General features: G+C 67.3%; 2 protein-coding genes and 2 pseudogenes. All 4 read right to left on the bottom strand.

Annotated features, from left to right (window positions below; all coding sequences use genetic code 11):
* Positions 1-135: 135 nt before the first annotated feature.
* Positions 136-573, bottom strand: coding sequence for a cytidine deaminase (locus ACWD3C_RS48120; RefSeq protein ID WP_451155100.1), 438 nt, complete (start codon positions 571-573; stop codon positions 136-138).
* 21 nt (positions 574-594) lie between these two features.
* Positions 595-1,528: pseudogene (locus tag ACWD3C_RS48125) on the bottom strand (IS630 family transposase); the annotation flags it as partial.
* A 27-nt stretch (positions 1,529-1,555) separates the two neighbouring features.
* Positions 1,556-2,878 (bottom strand): IS701 family transposase, encoded by a 1,323-nt coding sequence (locus ACWD3C_RS48130; protein WP_451155102.1) that lies wholly within the window; start codon positions 2,876-2,878, stop codon positions 1,556-1,558.
* A gap of 131 nt (positions 2,879-3,009) precedes the next feature.
* A pseudogene (locus tag ACWD3C_RS48135) lies at positions 3,010-3,222 on the bottom strand (helix-turn-helix domain-containing protein); the annotation flags it as partial.
* Positions 3,223-3,426: the final 204 nt, after the last annotated feature.

Genomic DNA, 3,426 nt, shown 5'->3' on the forward strand with positions numbered 1-3,426 from the left:
CAACTCCCTCGCCGACTACCTCACCAAAATCAACCCGCCGACCACTGAAACCTGAAGCAGACTTAGTCTCGTGATTTCTGGCGCAGGGCACTAGTGCCGTATCAGGCAACGTTTGCCCTGTAACCGCCTGGGGTGTCATGTGGTGCTGAGTGGTGCGCTCTCCTCAGCGTCGAGCTGGTGGTCCGCCCAGACGTAGCTTTCGGGAAGCAGGTCGGTGACGGGCACCAGCCGGAGGCCGTCGTTTGTCCCGACGATGACCTTGAGGGCTGGGAAGTAGTCAAGAAGGACCTGGCGGCAGCGGCCGCATGGGGGCACGACGCCTCGGTCGCGGTCGCCCACGGCGACGATGATGTCCAGGTCATAGGCGCCCTGGGCGGCAGCGGCGCCTATGAGCACCAGCTCCGCGCAGGAGCCTCCGGTGAAGTGATAGGCGTTCACCGCGGTGATGATCCGGCCGTCTCGGGCGCGGGCCGCAGCCGCCATGGTGTGGTTGTCGCCCCGGCAGCGTGTGGCCGCGACGTGTGCCGCTGCCCGGATCAGTTCGTGGTCGACACGGTCGGTCTGTGTGGTCATCTTCTCTGCCTTCTTGCACGGTCAGGCGACGTTGGCCTTGTCGACGACGGCGCGTAGGCGCCGGTCGTCGGCGTGGCGGTTTCGCCAGATGATGTAGCGGCGGATCATGCTGCCCTGTTCCTTGTGGCTGGCGTGGTCGGTGCCGTCGAGGGTGAAGTAGCGCAGGGCGGTGAACTGGGCTTCGATGCGGTTGAGCCAGGAGCTGTTGGTGGGGGTGTAGGCGATCTCGACGTTGTTCGCTGCCGCCCAGGTGCTGACCCGCTGGCACTTCTTCGTGGTCAGGTGCGGGGAGAAGTTGTCACAGACGATCGCGATACGGACCACGGGCGGGTAGAGGGTTTCGCAGGTAGCGGCAGAATTCCAGGAACTAGGTGCGCTTCTTGACCGGCTTGATGTGGCCGTAGAGCTTGTCCTTGGCCAGGTCCAGGGCGGCGAACAGATGGCGTACTCCGCCGTAGCGGTTGTAGGTCGCCCGCCGCCTACGGCGGGGTTCGCGGTCGGGGTCCTTGTGCTTGCCAGAGCGTTCGGCCCACTGCCGGCCCGGGTGGGGCATCAGGTTGAGCGGCCCGAACTCGTCCATGCAGAAGACGACTTCGGGCTCGCCCTCCTCAGGTATGACCTCGCCGTCAGCGATCGCGTAGAGGTGTTCGACGCGGGCCTTCTTGGCCGCGTAGTCGGGGTCGCGGGAGGTCTTCCAGGTCTTCAGGCGTTGAAAGGAGACGCCCTCCTCGCGGAGCAGGATGCGCAGGCCCTCGTGGCTGATGTCGTCGACCACCCCCTCAGCGACCAGGAAGTCCGCCAGCTTGGTCAGGCTCCAGGTCGAAAAGGGCAGGTCGTGTTCGGTCGGCTTGGACTTCGCGATCTTCTTGATCTCGCGCCGCTCGGGCAGGGTGAAGGTCCTGGGCCGGCCGCCCTTGTACTTCGGATACAGGGAGTTGAAGCCGTCGGTGTTGAACTCGACTTTCGTCGTTCTGACCAACCGTCATGCCAAGCCTGCGCTGGCTGTGGCCCATGCTTCCTGGACGGTGCGGATTTCGGTATCCGTGGGCTGACCGGCGTCGATGGGCATAAATCGGGCCGCGATGATCGTCCGGCGGAGCTTGGCGACCATGTCGGAGAACGCCGGGTGCGCCTTGGTGGTGTACCACGGGGCCCGTGCCCGGTGCTCGGCCGCGTCCTGGGGGTGGTGGCCGTGCAGCGTGTACCAGATGACGGTGAGGGTGTAGCAGTACAGGCCGAACGGCACGGTGCGCTCGACCGCGCGCCGGGTGCGGCTGCGTGCCTGACCCACGCCGAGCATCTCGCGTGCCTCGGCGAAGGTCACCTCGATCGACCACCGCGCGGCATAACGGGTCACTAGATCGGTGCCCTTGGCGGTCAGGTCGGTGGTGACCAGGGCCAGGTCGTAGCCGGTGTCGGTGTCGTCGTCCCGCAGCAGGACGACACGGACAGTGCGGGTGTACAACGAGCCGTACCACAGGCATACGGTCTCGGCCAGGTACACCTGCTCGGTGCGGCCGTAGCGGGTGACGGCCTGCGGGGTGAAGGCCGCCGTGGCGGCCAGCTCGGCGGGGGTGCCCAGGCGTTCGCCTTTCAGACGGGGCCGTCCGCGGCGGCCGGTGGGCGGCGGGGCGAGGTTGTAGAGGACGGCGGAGGCCGGCAGCCGGGTGGTGAGCGTGACGCGGCCGGGCAGGTCACGCAGTGCACGTCCGTGGTAGGCGGCATCGGCGACGACGTCGATACGCCGGGCGTAGTGGCAGGCGGCCAGGAAGCGGATCATGGAGGCGGCCAGCTCGACCTTGGTGGGTCCCTGCCTGGGGCGGTGCAGCCGGGCGGCGACGGGCAGGCACAGAGGCCGGGTGAGGAACGGCAGATCCACGATGAGGCCGAGGACGACGAAGCAGGTGCCGTAGCCGATGCCGTCGCGGCCGGTGGCGGAGCCGTCGTGCTGCCAGCATGCGCCGAAGACCTTCTTCCCCCGGCGCTTGAACAGCGTGTCGTCCACCGCGACCGTCAGCGGGGCACCGTCCGGGACCAGGTGGCGCACCACCAGGTGGGACAGCGCCGCACCGAGCGTCTGTGCATCCCAGCTCGCGCGGGCGAAGAAGGCGTGCGCACGGTCGTGGGACCAGTGCCGGGTCAAGTTCGCGCCCAGCAGCATCCCGGTGACGGTGCCCCGGCCGGTGTTCGCGATCAAGCCGGTGACCAGCGCGGCGAAGGTGGTGGAGCCGGGATATGTGAAACAGCCGCGCAAAGAACCCAGCACGGCGAGCAGGGACGCGGGTACGGTCGCATCCGGAAGCATCGGCGGACCCCTTCTTCGGGAGGCGGTGTAAGCACCGCCGATGCTTCTCTGCTGCCTGCCTCCCGGTCGGGTCGACGGCCACACATCACCCGCGCGAGCGACCTGCCTGACGGTTGGTCAGAACGGCGAAAGTCGAGGTTGAAGTTGTGGATCACATCCCGGACCCGGTCCGCGCTGGTGAACGTCACTTCGGCGATCTTCGCCACCGGCATGCCCTGGGCGGACAGCAGGACCATCTGGGCCCGCCGCCAGGTCACCACTGACCCGGTGCCCCTGCGGATGATCCGCAGCAGCCGCCTGCCTTCGTCATCGTCGATCTCGCGTACACGTACTCGTTCTGCCACCCGGACAGGGTGACGGCCACGCGCCGCCCGGCACAGCACCGGGACGGCGCGTCACATCACAACAGGGCAAACGTTGCCTGATACGGCACTAGTGTGATGCGCCGGAAATGACGAGACTAAGTCTGTAGGCTGTTTTCATGGCGTCTCGGGGTCCTCGTGCTGTTGAAGTCGTGCTGTCTGCCGAGGAGCGGGCGGAGCTGGCGC

The sequence above is a fragment of the Streptomyces sp. NPDC002845 genome (assembly GCF_053591955.1).